Origin of the sequence: Sphingorhabdus sp. (genome assembly GCF_046596595.1) — a bacterium.
Taxonomy (GTDB): domain Bacteria; phylum Pseudomonadota; class Alphaproteobacteria; order Sphingomonadales; family Sphingomonadaceae; genus Sphingorhabdus_B.
Map to the genome: position 1 here is coordinate 1 of NZ_JBKJMB010000083.1, position 13,445 is coordinate 13,445.

General features: G+C 53.8%; 19 protein-coding genes, 1 other RNA gene and 1 pseudogene. 10 read left to right on the forward strand and 11 right to left on the reverse strand.

Annotation, left to right across the window (positions count from 1 at the left end; translation table 11 throughout):
• Together ACLL9E_RS07995 and ACLL9E_RS08000 are read right to left on the reverse strand one after the other, a co-directional pair.
• Positions 1-600 (reverse strand): RNA polymerase factor sigma-32 (locus ACLL9E_RS07995; protein WP_411291212.1); only part of this gene is annotated, 600 nt, incomplete at its 3' end.
• Between the two features lie 73 nt (positions 601-673).
• A complete protein-coding gene (locus tag ACLL9E_RS08000) occupies positions 674-1,615 on the reverse strand; it encodes an RluA family pseudouridine synthase (RefSeq protein ID WP_411291213.1) in 942 nt (313 codons plus the stop codon).
• A 16-nt stretch (positions 1,616-1,631) separates the two neighbouring features.
• Between ACLL9E_RS08000 and ACLL9E_RS08005 the strand changes: the two genes are divergently transcribed.
• The 10 genes from ACLL9E_RS08005 (at position 1,632) to ACLL9E_RS08050 (ending at position 10,338) form a co-directional block, all read left to right on the forward strand.
• Positions 1,632-2,039: a Mov34/MPN/PAD-1 family protein gene (locus ACLL9E_RS08005; RefSeq protein WP_411291214.1), complete on the forward strand. Its 408-nt coding sequence runs from the start codon at positions 1,632-1,634 to the stop codon at positions 2,037-2,039.
• A 64-nt stretch (positions 2,040-2,103) separates the two neighbouring features.
• Complete coding sequence (locus tag ACLL9E_RS08010; RefSeq protein WP_411291215.1) at positions 2,104-2,745, forward strand: histidine phosphotransferase family protein; 642 nt, start codon at positions 2,104-2,106, stop codon at positions 2,743-2,745.
• 74 nt (positions 2,746-2,819) lie between these two features.
• Positions 2,820-5,210 (forward strand): chemotaxis protein CheA, encoded by a 2,391-nt coding sequence (locus ACLL9E_RS08015; protein ID WP_411291216.1) that lies wholly within the window; start codon positions 2,820-2,822, stop codon positions 5,208-5,210.
• On the forward strand, positions 5,207-5,644 hold the full coding sequence (locus ACLL9E_RS08020) for a chemotaxis protein CheW (protein WP_411291217.1): 438 nt from the start codon (positions 5,207-5,209) through the stop codon (positions 5,642-5,644). Before ACLL9E_RS08015 ends, ACLL9E_RS08020 begins: the two co-directional genes overlap by 4 nt.
• Positions 5,645-5,732: 88 nt before the next feature.
• A complete protein-coding gene (locus tag ACLL9E_RS08025; RefSeq protein ID WP_411291218.1) occupies positions 5,733-6,098 on the forward strand; it encodes a response regulator in 366 nt (121 codons plus the stop codon).
• A gap of 9 nt (positions 6,099-6,107) precedes the next feature.
• The gene (locus ACLL9E_RS08030; protein ID WP_411291219.1) at positions 6,108-7,187 is read left to right on the forward strand and encodes a chemotaxis protein CheB; all 1,080 of its coding nucleotides are present in this window, start codon (positions 6,108-6,110) and stop codon (positions 7,185-7,187) included.
• Positions 7,184-8,035 (forward strand): CheR family methyltransferase, encoded by an 852-nt coding sequence (locus tag ACLL9E_RS08035; RefSeq protein ID WP_411291220.1) that lies wholly within the window; start codon positions 7,184-7,186, stop codon positions 8,033-8,035. Before ACLL9E_RS08030 ends, ACLL9E_RS08035 begins: the two co-directional genes overlap by 4 nt.
• Before the next feature lie 49 nt (positions 8,036-8,084).
• Positions 8,085-8,777: an N-acetylmuramoyl-L-alanine amidase gene (locus ACLL9E_RS08040; RefSeq protein WP_411291221.1), complete on the forward strand. Its 693-nt coding sequence runs from the start codon at positions 8,085-8,087 to the stop codon at positions 8,775-8,777.
• A gap of 6 nt (positions 8,778-8,783) precedes the next feature.
• Positions 8,784-9,151: RNase P RNA component class A (rnpB, locus tag ACLL9E_RS08045), an RNA gene on the forward strand.
• A gap of 653 nt (positions 9,152-9,804) precedes the next feature.
• The gene (locus tag ACLL9E_RS08050) at positions 9,805-10,338 is read left to right on the forward strand and encodes a J domain-containing protein (protein WP_411291222.1); all 534 of its coding nucleotides are present in this window, start codon (positions 9,805-9,807) and stop codon (positions 10,336-10,338) included.
• 18 nt (positions 10,339-10,356) lie between these two features.
• On the opposite strand, the gene ACLL9E_RS08055 is transcribed toward ACLL9E_RS08050, so the two are convergent.
• The 9 genes and pseudogenes from ACLL9E_RS08055 to ACLL9E_RS08095 all read right to left on the reverse strand — a co-directional run.
• On the reverse strand, positions 10,357-10,761 hold the full coding sequence (locus tag ACLL9E_RS08055) for a SufE family protein (protein WP_411291223.1): 405 nt from the start codon (positions 10,759-10,761) through the stop codon (positions 10,357-10,359).
• Between the two features lie 23 nt (positions 10,762-10,784).
• Positions 10,785-11,027, reverse strand: a complete 243-nt coding sequence (locus tag ACLL9E_RS08060) for a hypothetical protein (RefSeq protein WP_411291224.1) — start codon at positions 11,025-11,027, stop codon at positions 10,785-10,787.
• 28 nt (positions 11,028-11,055) lie between these two features.
• On the reverse strand, positions 11,056-11,334 hold the full coding sequence (locus tag ACLL9E_RS08065) for a hypothetical protein (protein ID WP_411291225.1): 279 nt from the start codon (positions 11,332-11,334) through the stop codon (positions 11,056-11,058).
• Positions 11,331-11,639 (reverse strand): hypothetical protein, encoded by a 309-nt coding sequence (locus ACLL9E_RS08070; RefSeq protein WP_411291226.1) that lies wholly within the window; start codon positions 11,637-11,639, stop codon positions 11,331-11,333. The genes ACLL9E_RS08065 and ACLL9E_RS08070 overlap by 4 nt, the downstream gene beginning before the upstream one ends.
• Before the next feature lie 11 nt (positions 11,640-11,650).
• Positions 11,651-11,956, reverse strand: a complete 306-nt coding sequence (locus ACLL9E_RS08075) for a hypothetical protein (RefSeq protein ID WP_411291230.1) — start codon at positions 11,954-11,956, stop codon at positions 11,651-11,653.
• A 39-nt stretch (positions 11,957-11,995) separates the two neighbouring features.
• Positions 11,996-12,265, reverse strand: coding sequence for a hypothetical protein (locus ACLL9E_RS08080; protein ID WP_411291227.1), 270 nt, complete (start codon positions 12,263-12,265; stop codon positions 11,996-11,998).
• Positions 12,266-12,468: 203 nt separating this feature from the next.
• Positions 12,469-12,852: an envelope stress response membrane protein PspC gene (pspC, locus tag ACLL9E_RS08085; protein ID WP_411291228.1), complete on the reverse strand. Its 384-nt coding sequence runs from the start codon at positions 12,850-12,852 to the stop codon at positions 12,469-12,471.
• A gap of 1 nt (position 12,853) precedes the next feature.
• Positions 12,854-13,141: an envelope stress response membrane protein PspB gene (pspB, locus tag ACLL9E_RS08090; RefSeq protein ID WP_411291229.1), complete on the reverse strand. Its 288-nt coding sequence runs from the start codon at positions 13,139-13,141 to the stop codon at positions 12,854-12,856.
• Between the two features lie 3 nt (positions 13,142-13,144).
• Positions 13,145-13,445, reverse strand: a pseudogene (locus ACLL9E_RS08095) (phage shock protein PspA); the annotation flags it as partial.

Sequence of the window (13,445 nt, forward strand, 5' to 3'; positions counted from 1 at the left end):
GCCATCCTCGCGCATGGGCACGTTGAGCGATGTATCACCGCCCATCGCCATGCGGCGGTTCATGTTGTTCACTTCCTCCTCGGAAACGCCCAAGTCAGTTGCGATTTTACGCAAGGCTTCTTGATTGAGATCGCCATCTTCAAAGGCCTGAAGGTTGTTCTTCATGCGGCGAAGATTGAAGAAAAGCTTCTTTTGCGCGGCGGTTGTCCCGATTTTAACCAGGCTCCAACTGCGCAGGATAAATTCCTGCATCGACGCGCGAATCCACCACATCGCATAGGTCGCGAGGCGGAAACCGCGGTCAGGGTCAAATTTCTTCACGCCTTGCATCAATCCGATGTTGCCTTCGGAAATCAACTCGGACACCGGCAGGCCGTAGCCGCGATAGCCCATAGCGATTTTTGACACTAGACGTAGATGTGAAGTGACCAGCTGCTCGGCAGCTTTGGTGTCGCCATGTTCCTGAAAGCGTTTGGCGAGCATATATTCCTGCTCGGGCTTCAAAACCGGAAACTTGCGAATTTCACTTAAGTAACGATTGAGGCTCGCGTCCCCCCCAAGGGCAGGTATCGTAGCCGGAACACTCTTTTTATCAGACATGTCTTTCTCTTTCTCTATGCCTTCCGCTGGGCCTCATCAAGCACCCGATGGCAAGGCGTTCCCTTCGAAACTTCTATACACGAAGCAGACTTAACAGAAGCTGCATGTCTTCTGGAATACCGCATTCAAACCGTAAAGTTCCGCCGGTGATGGGATGAATAAACCCCAAAGAGGCGGCGTGCAATGCTTGCCGGTCGAATTTGGCTTGATTTGGGCCGATAATGTAATGGTTTTGTCGATTAGAATAAACGCCGTCACCGATGAGCGGATGACCGATATGAGTCATATGGACACGCACCTGATGCGTTCGTCCAGTCTCCAGCGTGCATTCGACCATTGCGGTTTTGGCAAAAGCTTCGACCATGCGATAATGCGTAACGGCGTGCCTGCCTTTCGATTCAGGCAACACGGCCATTTTCTTGCGGTTGGTCGTCGATCGGCCGATTTGCGTGCGAACGGTTCCAGCGGGTGGGGCAGGGATGCCGCTCACGATGGCGATATATTTGCGTTCGATGTCGTGGGTAGCAAACAGTTTCGCGAGGCCCTCATGCGCAGCATCGCTTTTGGCAATCACCAAAAGACCGGATGTATCCTTGTCGATGCGATGGACAATGCCCGGACGTTGGACACCGCCAATACCAGACAGCTTTCCCCGACAATGGTGCAGAAGGGCATTCACAAGCGTTCCGTCGCTATGCCCCGCGGCGGGATGAACCACCAGCCCTGCCGGTTTGTTAACGATGATGAGGTGCTCGTCTTCGAAAACAACGTCCAACGCGATGTTTTGCGCAATGGCCTTGTCAGGCACCGGTGCGGGCACGCTCAATTCAAAACTTTGCCCGGACATTTTCTTACTGGCCGAATCCGTATAACATTGGCCATTAACCCGAAGCGCAGCCTCGGCTATCAGTGCCTGGATACGGGCTCGTGAAAATTGCGGCAACGCAGCCGCGAGCGCGCTATCGAGCCGTCCGTCGCCCAAAATACCTGAAAATGTGGTATTTTCTTCAACCATCGCATACACATGGGCGATGGACCTGATTTTATCAAGCAATGCCCACCAACAAATGCTGGATTGGGCTGTGGAAGCTGGTGAGCGCGAGTGTTGCGGTATTTTGCGCGGAACTGGTCGCCACGTTTGTGCAGTAGAGCTGGCAAAGAATGTCGCGCCAGATCCTGCGAGATATTTCGAGATTGATCCCGCTACGCTCGTCGCAGCGCACAAGTCTGCCCGCGCAGGCGGGTTACCATTGCTCGGCTATTTCCATTCGCACCCTAACGGGCTAGCTTCGCCGTCTGCTACAGACGTCGCGCAGGCTGCACCAGATGGCCTGATTTGGCTGATAGTCGCCTCACATTCTATCAGTGCATGGCGGCCCACAGTTTGCGGCGCTCGAGTCAGCGGATTTACCTCCGTGTCCGTGGTCGTCGAGGGTTGAAACACCCGTCAACTCAGTCCATGAGCGCCTCCAACACGCCAGTTATCTTCAGGAAATGTTTTTAATGTCCGAGACAGAAATCGATTTTGCCAGCCTGCTTTGCTCGCGCCTCTGCCATGACCTGTTAAGTCCAGTTGGCGCAATGAATAACGGGCTGGAGCTTCTGGCGGACGAGCACGACCCTGCGATGCGGCAGCGGTGCATGGACTTGCTTGCGGAAAGTGCAAAAGCCGCAGCCGACAAGCTTAAGTTCTTTCGCTTGGCCTTTGGCGCAGCCGGCGGATTCGGGACTGATGTGGACCCCAAAGAAGCCAAGATGGTGATTGAGCCGCTCGTGACTTCAAGTGGCCGTACAGCTCTGGAATGGGCAGTTCCTGCCCAAATGATGCCAAAACGTGCCGTCAAGATACTGTTAAATCTCGTGTTGTTAGCCAATGACTCATTAGTGCGCGGGGGAACATTGTTTGTGGGGGCCGAGGCGCGTGAGGGCGAACAGGAAATCGTCATCCGCGCAAGCGGACCGAAAATAGTGATGGATGCAGCCATCCGGGATGCGCTGACAGGCCAGATTGATCCTGCGTCCGTCGATTCCCGCACCGCAGCCGCCTGGATGGCGCACACCTTGGCACTCAAGGGCGGCGGCATGGTTCAATTGGCGGAACCTGACGCCGAGCATCTTGTTATCGGGGCTTTGATACGCACTTAGATAAAAGGCGGTTCTCAACGTCTTTTTAACCATATGTCTTCAACAGTCACGTCCTGAGTTTCAGGGCGGGATTGATGGACGACTTGTTAGACGACTTTATCGCGGAAACGCGTGAAACGCTTGAATCGCTCACAAACCAACTTGTTGAGTGGGAGCGGGACCCCGATAACCGGGATCTGCTGGATAGTGTGTTCAGGTTTGTGCACACGGTCAAGGGAAGCTGTGGCTTTCTTGAGCTACCCCGTCTGCTTCGGCTTAGCCATGCAGCAGAGGATGCGCTGAGCGCTGCCCGGGCAGGCGACGTCATTGTTTCTGCTGCGCTGGTGACAGCAGTGCTGGCGATCATCGACCGGATCGCTGCATTGACCGAAGCGTTGGAAACCGGCGTTGCGGTATTCGACAATGATAGCGAACTGATCGATGCTGTCCTTGCGTGTTTGCAGAAAGGCGATGCCGCCGCGGATAAAAGCGCCGCGCCATCGACAATTGTCGATATGATCGCCGAATTTGATAGCGCCGAACGTGAGGGGCCGGTCAAATCCCGAAGCGTCAGGGTTTCGCTGGCGCTTCTCGACAAATTGATGAGCGGCGTTTCAGACATGGTGCTCGCGCGCAATGAAGTATCACGGCAATTGCGCAAAACAGGCAGCAACAGCGATCTGGAGGTGTCTTTTGGTAGGCTGTCCGCGACCGTCGCCGAATTGCGCGATGCAGTCGGCAAGATGCGGATGCAGCACATTGATAAACTCTTTTCGTCGCTTCCCCGCTTAGTCCGGGACTTGTCGATTGAATTGGGCAAAGATATTGAATTGCGTATCGCTGGAGGCGAGGTTGAAGTTGATCGTGAAATGATTGAGGCGCTTCGCGACCCGCTCACGCATATTTTACGAAACGCTGCCGATCACGGAATTGAATATGCCGCAGATCGGCGCGCCGTAGGCAAAGCTTCTGCAGGCCATATCTCCATTTCGGCGCGCCAATCCGGCAATCAGATTTTGATCGAGATTGTCGACGATGGGCGCGGCATCGATGTCGAAAAGCTAGGCGTACGGGCGATCGCGGCAAGAGCCATAACGGCGGCAGATTGGCAGCAAATGTCGATGCGGGCCAAGCTGAACATGATATTCACACCTGGTCTGTCCACTGCTGACACGGTGACGTCGATATCCGGCAGGGGCGTCGGGATGGATGTCGTGCACAGTAATCTGCTGACAATTGGTGGCACAATCGAGCTCGAAAATAACGAAGGGCGAGGGCTTAAAATCATCTTGCGCTTGCCGCTGACCCTATCGATCATACCGGGGCTTTCGGTGCGGGCTAGCGACCAGATATTTGGAATCGCCCGCAGCTCGGTGGTGGAGATGATCTCCGCCTCCAACGCCAATGTGCAATTTGAAGAGCTAGGCGGCCAGAAAATTGCCTGCATCCGTGGGAAGCGATATCCGTACCGGGCGCTCGAAGATATTCTTGGTATCGAGATCGGCACCAAGTCCATAGGTGAAAGCCGCACGCTTGTCGTGATTAGGCCTGCGGTCGGTTCGATGTTCGTGTTGGAGGTGGCCGCCGTCATCGATAACGAGGAACTCGTTGTCAAACCGGGTGCACCCTTGGTCATGGCAAATGGTCTGTTCGCTGGAACCTCGCTGCCCGATAACGGCCGTCCCATGCTGTTGTTGGACGCAAGCGGAATAGCGGCAGCCATGGGGATTTCGGCAATGCAACAGGAAGAAAGCGCACAACACGAAAATACCATCGCCGAGGCCGCATCCGATAGTTTCTCTGCTCTGCTTTTCGTAAACAGCGATGGACGCAAACAGGCGATCCGATTGTCCGCGATTGACCGAATGGAAGATGTCGAGACTACACAAATCCAGTTCATCGGTGGCCGGATGCGCCTGTCGGTGGAAGGCAAATTATATGATCTTTGGGAGTATCTGGAACGAGCCAACGAGAGCGTCGTCAATGTCCTAAAGTTGAGCGACGGCGAAAGCAGCTGCTATCTTGCCGTTCACGATGTGCTCGATATTGTTACCATTTCAGGCGATATACTTCAAAGCGCACAGCCCGAGTTACATGAAGGCGTTATAACAGTCTTTGGGGAAGCGGTTGAACTGCGGAATAGCTTCGCCTTTTTTGAGGCAACTGACCGACGCCGACGGGTACGCGGTGCCGCTCCGCTTTGCTTCATCGAATGCGCGGAAAACGCCCAATGGGAACGCACAATATTGGCGCCGTTGCTCACGGCGTCAGGCTACGCCGTTAGCTTTGATCGCAATGATCAGGCACAGGCAGCCATAATATTGCTTCGAGATATGTCATCGACTGGAACAGTCGCAGACGATGCGAGACTGTTACAGCTTAGGGATTCGCGTCATCCGGCGGATGACCTCGCTGCGAGCATTTACCGATATGACCGCGTTGGCCTGATTTCAGCGATTGAAGAAAAACTAGCGGTAAGTGCATGATGACAAACTTATACTTGATTGCGGACCTGGCCGGATCGCGCGTTGCCATTGAAAGCGGACTTGTCGAATCAGTTGTCCATACACCCGACATTGTGGCCGTTCCGATGTGCGATCCCGCAATCGCCGGAATTTTCGCGCTGCGAAGCCGTGTGCTAACGCTAATCGATACACAGTACCTTGTCACTGGCGTGAAGCAACCACCGGAAAAGGGTGCGCTGGCCGTTGTTACGGAGATTGGGGGCCATCAATATGGTCTGTTGGTGGAAAAGGTTCACGACGTCGTATCCATCGATCTTCAAGAAGCTGAAACGGCTATTCGTCCGTCCCCCGCATGGGCACGATATGTTGATGAAATCGCCACATATCAGGGCGCCCTGGTAATGATATTGAACACAAGCGCGTTGGTGTCGGGGCAAACTGCGCTGGCTGAATAATTATCTTCCCTTGGGCTCCCACATTAACGTGTCGATAAGAACAGCGCGATACTGTCTCCACTTCGGATGAAATAGTTGGTGAATTTACATGAAATCCTGTTTGATCGTTGATGACAGTAAGGTCATCCGTAAGGTGGCACGGCATATTTTGGAAACGATGGAATTCAACGTCTCTGAAGCGGCCGATGGTCAAGAAGCGTTGGATCATGTTACCCACGAAAAACCCGATGTCATACTGCTCGACTGGAATATGCCGGTCATGACGGGAATGGAGTTTCTACGTACGTATCGCGCGAAGATCGAAAATCCGACGGCTAAAGTTATTTTTTGCACCACCGAAAATGGCATAGCTCATATTCAAGCGGCCATCGACGCGGGGGCGGACGAATATGTGATGAAGCCATTCGACCGGGAAACGCTGCATTCGAAGTTGCAAATCGTTGGCTGTATCTAAAAACTGATCATGCCAGCATTGCAGACATTTGAGGGCGTTTGGCCCCCGCCGATACTGGCACCCATTCGCGTAATGCTTGTCGACGACAGCATTGTTGCCCGTTCGATCTTTGCCCGTGTCTTAGGCGACCAGCCGGATATAGAAATTGTCTGTGAAGCATCCGACGCTGAAGGTGCCGTTGCATATCTTAGCCATATTGAAGTCGACATCATCTTGCTTGATATCGAAATGCCCAAGCGGTCTGGCCTCGACGCGCTTCCGGACATAATCGCAAAAGCAAAAAGCGCGCGTATATTGATTGTGTCTGCTTTTGCCGAAGAAAATGGTCCCGCTGCGGTTCAGGCACTTTCCCTCGGGGCATGTGACACGCTGGCAAAACCCGGTCGCGCAGGTTTTTCTGGTCGCTTTTCCGAAATATTAATCGACAAGGTTTTGCGGCTCGGGCGTTCAGCACCCATGCCCTCTAGCGGACGGTTTGCAGATCGGCCGATATTTGATGGTGCAACGCTCTCGAAGCCACGCTGCATCGCGATCGGGTCATCGACAGGAGGTATTCCCCCGATTCACCTTGTCTTGCGCACGTTAAACCCTGCGATCGATTGCCCAATATTCATCACGCAACATCTGCCATCGGCATTTATGACATTCTTTGCACGCCAGCTCGATGGCCTCACCGACCGCATCGTGAAGGTTGCTGAAGTCGGAGAACGGGTTAAGTCCAACCATGTCTACGTTGCGCCGGGAGATGCCCATTTGATATGCAGGGCCGAGGGTGATGACGTCATTATTGACCATCAATTGGAATACACCGGCAGCCGTTACTGCCCATCGGTCGACGCAATGCTCGAATCTATTGCCCGTGTTTATGGGCTCGAAGCGTTCGCCATAATTTTCAGCGGCATGGGTAACGATGGATTGGCTGGAGCCCGGGCGTTTAAACAACGTGGCGCGGCCGTTCTGGTGCAGGATATGCAAAGTTCGGTAGTGTGGGGGATGCCAGGCGCGATTGCAAAAGAAGGGCTTGCTACGGCGATATTGCAGCCGGACCAAATCGTTGATGTATTGGCGCGCACTGCGATAGCACGATGAATACGGCTGAAACCCAAGCTTACAGCATTTTGTCAAACATATTAGAGAAGCATACCGGGCAAACCGTCGTGGCGAACCGGCATTGGCGCATTGACATGGCGCTTAAACCCTTGATGCGTACAAACTCGGTTCCCGATCTCCAGACCCTCGCGGCACTTATCGAGATCGATGCCGACCCAAAATTGACGCGCGCATGCGTGGAAGCGATGGTGAACAACGAGACCAGTTTCTTCCGAGACCAGCCAAATTTCGCTTTGCTGACCGGGCCAGTGCTTGACAATATACGTGAGCACCGGATGGCGAGTAAGAAGCTGCGCATCTGGTCTGCTGCGTGTTCAACGGGCCAAGAACCATACTCATTGGCGATTTCAATTCTTGAAAACGCGGAAAAATGGCGCGGATGGAACATTCAGATATTGGCGACCGACGTGTCGACATCCGCCTTGGCGCAAGCCAAAGAGGGGCGTTATTCGCAGTTTGAGATCCAGCGCGGATTGCCCGTAATGCAGATGCTCCGTCATTTCGATCAGAATGGCGAAGAATGGGTGGTCAAGGACGCCATTCGAAAAATGGTGACTTTTACCGAACATAACATGTTGAACCCGTGCCGCCATTTCGGACGCTTTGATGTCATTTGCTGTCGCAATGTGCTCATGTATCTCAGCGATGAAAAGCGGGTGCAGATATTGGAGAGTATCGCGCCGCTCTTGGAAAAGGACGGTTTGTTGATGCTGGGGGCGGCAGAAACCGTCATTGGCCAGACCCAGAAATTTCGCGCAAGCAAGGAATTTCGCGGTTTTTACGAGACAACCCCCGCGGATGACCGAAGCGCGCAGTTGTCGCATTAGCATACCGCATATTATTGCGTGTACCTCGGGACTTACCTATGGTTGGCAAATGACCATGATATGGAACCCTTCACCTAATTTCGGCGAACGCAGCCTACCCATCAGCATGCTTGTTCTGCATTACACTGGAATGCAATCTGGGGCAGCAGCGATTGACTGGCTAGCTAACCCGGCGTCGAAGGTTTCTGCGCATTATGTTGTCGATGAAGACGGGCAGTTGGTGCACATGGTACGCGAGGAACAACGGGCGCAACATGCGGGGCTGTCTTACTGGCGCGGAATTACGGATTGTAACAGTGCCAGCATCGGTGTTGAAATCGTGAACCCCGGCCATGAATTCGGCTATCGGCCATTTCCAGAAGCGCAAATGGATACGGTCACGCGGTTGGTGGCCGAATTGGTTCGGACGTACAGTATTGAGCCACGCAATGTCGTTGGGCACAGCGACGTCGCCCCGACGCGCAAGGAAGACCCGGGCGAGTTGTTTGACTGGGAACGGCTTGCAAAGCTTGGGCTTGCCATGTCGCGGCCAAAGACGAATTTGGTTGATCCAGGCTGGCCCGATGCGGCGTTTCTATTGGCACTAGAACGTTATGGCTATGGCATATCGGAAGGTAGTGCTGCGACTGTTGCGTTTCAGCGCCGGTTTCGCCCTGAAAACATCGATGGGGTGATCGATGGTGAGTGCCGCGCAATTTTGCTTAGCTTGCTCTTGGAGGTTGAAGGCGGACCTGCTATCTGAGGCGCGCCAGAGGGTTGGGCGACCGCCGCTTAGTGGGTAACTGCTGAGGGGAGGAAAGTCCGGGCTCCAGCGAGGAACGGTGCCGGATAACGTCCGGCGAAAGCGATTTTAGGGAAAGTGCCACAGAAAATAGTCCACCGCATTCCGATGCGGCCAGGTCGAAACGGTGCGGTAAGAGCGCACCGCATTTCTGGTAACAGAAATGGCAAGGCAAACCCCACCGGGAGCAAAACCGAATAGGGGCGGCATATGGCATCCTCCTGCCAGTCGCCCGGGTTGGTTGCATGAGCGGCGCAGCAATGCGTCGACTAGATGAATGGTCGCACAGTGCCTTAGGGCGCGGACAGAACCCGGCTTATAGACCCTCTGGCTTTTTGTTCCATACGCGAAAGGCGGCAAAAAATACCGCAAGGACTATGCCTTCGATGATCATCGGTGGTCCCATGCGCGCGCTATAGCCATCGACTGCAATGCTGACGAGGCGACCGATAAGCGTTGCGCTCAACAGTGTTGCGGCTGCGAGCAGGGCGGCCAAGTTTTGCCGAAGTGCAGCAAATAAAGCAAAGCAGGCGATCCCCAAGAACAGTCCCCCGACATCAGCACGCAGGTTCGCGCGCCCGATGTCACCTATAGCCTGCATGCCGCGCTCTGTGCTCACGGCATCAAGGCTGAACCAGTGTTGGCTAACGCCAAGTAACGCAAATATGCCGATTGCCCCGACCACAATTCTTAAAACTAAAACCATACCCCCCCCCCCCGACTGACACGCACGTCAACATTTACATGTAAGCGCCATTATGTTTCCTTGCTTTCCGGAACACATTTCCTGACGGGCAAGTCAATGTCGATTGTGGAGCACCGCGAGAATATTATCCTGAAACTGGCTTAGGCTCGTCATAACCGGCGTCATCGCCGACTTGGTAGTATCGAGCAAGGTTGGAAATCCGATCATGGATGGCGCGCTGTCGAGTGCATAATTTGCGCTTACGCCCTAGCAAATTGCGCATGCCATCGCTAAGTCGGCGACATGGTGCGTACTACTCGACGAAATGACTGGGGTTTTCCCCGCTGGCGCGGCTATGGCAGCAGCAGTGAGGCGCAACAGGTGCGCCTGTGCGACCGCTATGGCTGCAATAAAGCTGGCAACTGCCCTGCGCCTAAATCGCCCAACAACCCCGACCGTTGGATGTTCTGCGAAGAACATGCGGGGGAATATAATCGTGGATATGATTATTTTGAGGGTCTGACGAAGGAGGAAGCCGACGAGCGCGAGGCAAATGAACGTCGCGACTCATCGGGCTATAAGGAGTCCGCGCATTATGGTTGGGCAGGCTCCGGTGACGGCAGCCGAAGCCGTGACGAAATGCACGCGCTCGACATATTGGGTCTCGAAACCGATTCTACTTTTGAGGAAGCCAAAAAGGCTTGGCGCAAGATAGCAAAAGAAACGCATCCTGACGTAAACCCGGGCAATGCCGATGCGGCAAAAGCGTTTCAGGCAGGTCAGGCTGCGTACGACGTCCTACGCGTTGCAGAAGAACGGCGCGAATGGAAGGGATAGCCTGAGCCTGACGGAGCATCAGTTCGCATAACGCGCAGCGGTCTCACGAATAAGCGCGATCATATTTGGAATGCCCTGCGTGCGGTTCGAGCTTAACTGGTTCTTCAGGTCAAACGGAGCGAGCGCAGCCCCGATGTCAGTATCGAGGATTTCCTGTGCGTTCTTGGCATCTACCGTTTTCAACACCAGTGCAATGATGCCCTTGGTTATTGCAGCATTGCTGTCCGCCAAAAATGACAACCTGCCGTCATCCGTCACGGGGTAGACCCAAACATTTGCGGAACACCCCCTGACGAGCGTGGCGTCGGTTTTCAGTGCGTCAGGCATTGGCGCCAGTTCGCGGCCCAGGTCTATCAAGAGACGGTAGCGGTCGTCGGCCTCAAGAAATTCATATTCGTCGCTAATGTCGGTGAGTGTAGGCATGCCACCGCATATGGTGACTGCGGTCAGATATCAATCCCCGCTGCGATGGCTTCAAGCCGTTTGACCCGCTCTTTCAAATCCGCGACTTCAATGCGTGATGTAGCGGACGGAACGGGGGCGTCGCTTCCACGCCGAACGACATCAAGTTCTGCATGTTTTAACGCGATCCAGTCCCGCCACCCACGCAAACCGAGCGAGGAGAGTATACCGACGCAAAGCACAGCAAATGCGCCGATGATGATGTAGAAGTTGGGATCCTGTTCCATGGTTCCTTCCTTTCGTTTCCGCGAACCGTTACCGGTTGCGCAGTTCCTCAATCTGGCGGTTAAGATCATTTGCGCTGCTGTTGTCCGTCGCGATGCGCTCAAGCACCTGAATGCGGTCCTTCAGCGTGCGGATCTCATCCTGCATGGCCTTTGTGTCATTGTTGCCGAGCAGTCGCTGGGTCTTGTTGCCCAGCATGTCTTCGTCCTCAATAATGCCATGGCTCGCTTTGTAGCGGTTGCTCAGCACTTTGCCGATCGTCACAATCAACACAATGAAGACTACCATTGTAAATGGATCACCAATCATTTCAGCAGCTCCTTTTCATGCGTCGGGCGAATAGTTTCTGGCAGGCTGCGCAAGCTCTCAATTTCTTTGGCGAGGCTATAGCCCTGGTCTGTGACAATCCGTTCAAGCACGGCGACGCGTTCGAGCAACTGCGACTGATTTGAGGCGTATTGCGCTGCTTTTTCCGCGACGCTGTTCGCGTTCAACTCCAGTTGGCGCTCTTTCATTTTCATCCAAGGTCGAAAAATCGCCCCTGCAAAAATCGCAAGCAATCCACAACTGATCCCTAATATCGGTATCATGGCAAAGATGACATCTGGTGACATGTTAAATATCCTTAGTTCGCCGGCCCGCGAAGGGCCTCAATTTCGGAAGTAAGCCTGTGGCTATCATCGACGACAATTTTTTCGATATTTGCAAGCCGGTCTTTGACCGAGCCAAGTTCCGCACGAAGCTGGGCGTTTTCCTGGCTTAGCAGTTTTACGCGCTCGACGGCTTCCTGGTCATGCTTTGGATATACGGCCTGGCCCCATGCACCATCAAGCGGATATCCGTTTTTGATGCGCATCCATGTTGTAAGCACCCATCCGGCGGAAATCGAAACAATGCCAATGCCGATCATCGGGCCAATGGCCGTGATCATCGCAAATTTATCTGGATCCATTTTTCCCTCCCAAGCGCCTCAGCGCAGCCTTTCAATTTCTTCAGACAGACGCCCGGCTTTGTCCGTTACAATGCGTTCCAGCACTGCAACCCGCTCTTCCAAATGTCCGATCTTGCCGTTGAGCGTTTCGTTTTCATTGCTCAAAAGCATGATTTTACGTTCGGAATCGCCATCAATCCGGTTTGATTTTCCGCCCCATTCATCTTCCAACGGATAGCCATGCTTTGCCCGGATCCAGTTGTTGAGTAGCCATCCGCCGTAACACAACGCTACGATAGCAATGATCATTATCGGGCTGCTCCAGGTCATTTGAACTCTTTCCATGGAAGGCGGCGAGTCACAGGCTGAATTGGCAGGTCACGAAAATCGACACTCCAGTTGCGGCGATCCGCTTTCCGCTTTTTCTGCGCTAAGTGACGGTAGGCAAACCAACCAATGATGCCGAGGACTATGAGCGTGAACATCTTAGATATTCCTTCAGTGAAATGTGATTAGCGCAGGCTTTCGATTTCCTCGGCCAACTGCTTGTTGTTGCTGACATAATAGGTTTCCATTTCAGCCAACCGGTGGTCGATTTCGCGAAAACGTGAACGGATGTCGCGGGTGGTGCGGGCAGGCGATTGACGCACACCTTGCCAGAATTTCTGCTCTTCCCGGTCGTCGGTATATAGATGCACTGGTTTCCGTTGCGCCATCCATGCAGTTATAACGTAAGCAATCAGCGTCCAGGGGAAGCCACCCATGAGGGTGAGCATGACAGCGCCCAGTCTTACCCAGAGAACATCGACCCCAGTATAGTCCGCAATCCCGGCGCAGACGCCTTTCCATTTGGCATTCTGCTTATCGAGATAGAATTTGGTATGTTTCCCGGACATTTCAGCGGTTCCTTTCCAGCTTGCGAACATTTTCGGGGTCAAAATTTGGAGTATCGAGTTCGATGCGGCGTGGTTGCCATTCTGGATTTTCCTGCGCGACAAGTCGTTCTACCGTGTCGAGCCGATCTTCAAGTCGGCGGGCCAGCTCATGCATATCACCAAGCATCCGCTCATCATCATTTGTAAGTGTCGCAGCAGTTTTCCAGCGCGTAACATAATGAAGCACAAGCCATGGAAGCGCGACGAACAGCATCCCCACGACCATGACCGGGACCAATACATCTTCCATGATTTAGCCTTCCTTCTTTTGGTCGGCCTTCATGGCCTTTTTCATTTCTTCAAGTTCGGCATCGACGACATCGAACGATTCAAGTGCTGCGATTTCGTCGCCCAACGTGCGCGGTGCGTCCGATCCGATCGAAAGCGAGTCCGCATAACCTTGTGCTTCATCCACGCGGCGTTCGAGGACATCGAAGCGCGAAAATGCCTCGCGAACCTTATCGCCATTGTACATGGTGCGCAGCTTGACCTGATTTTCTGCGCTTTCAAGACGAGTCATCAACGCATTCTGACGGCTGCGCGCATCGGCAAGC